The organism is Stenotrophomonas sp. S39 (assembly GCF_016624665.1).
Lineage (GTDB): Bacteria > Pseudomonadota > Gammaproteobacteria > Xanthomonadales > Xanthomonadaceae > Stenotrophomonas.
Genome location: NZ_JACVTT010000222.1, coordinates 1 through 234 on the forward strand (window position 1 = coordinate 1; position 234 = coordinate 234).

Sequence of the window (234 nt, forward strand, 5' to 3'; positions counted from 1 at the left end):
GGTCGCGGCATCCATGCCGCTCACACCCCCTCAACCGGACCCACCCCGCCTCCGACAGTTTTCTGCGGCCTGTTGGAACAGCGTTCTGCTTTGGTGGGTGCCGACCGTTGGTCGGCACCGATGAATTCATTCGATATCCGACAGATGTGCCGACCAAGGTCGACACCTACCAACCGCCTGTGGCAGTAGATCCACGCCATGCGTGGATGAATTCATTCGATATCTGACAGATGT

1 protein-coding gene is annotated in these 234 nt (G+C 58.1%); it reads left to right on the plus strand.

The window, feature by feature from the left end; genetic code table 11:
- A partial coding sequence (locus IAE41_RS22600) for a hypothetical protein (protein ID WP_234458980.1) occupies nucleotides 1-227 on the plus strand: 227 nt, incomplete at its 5' end.
- Nucleotides 228-234: the final 7 nt, after the last annotated feature.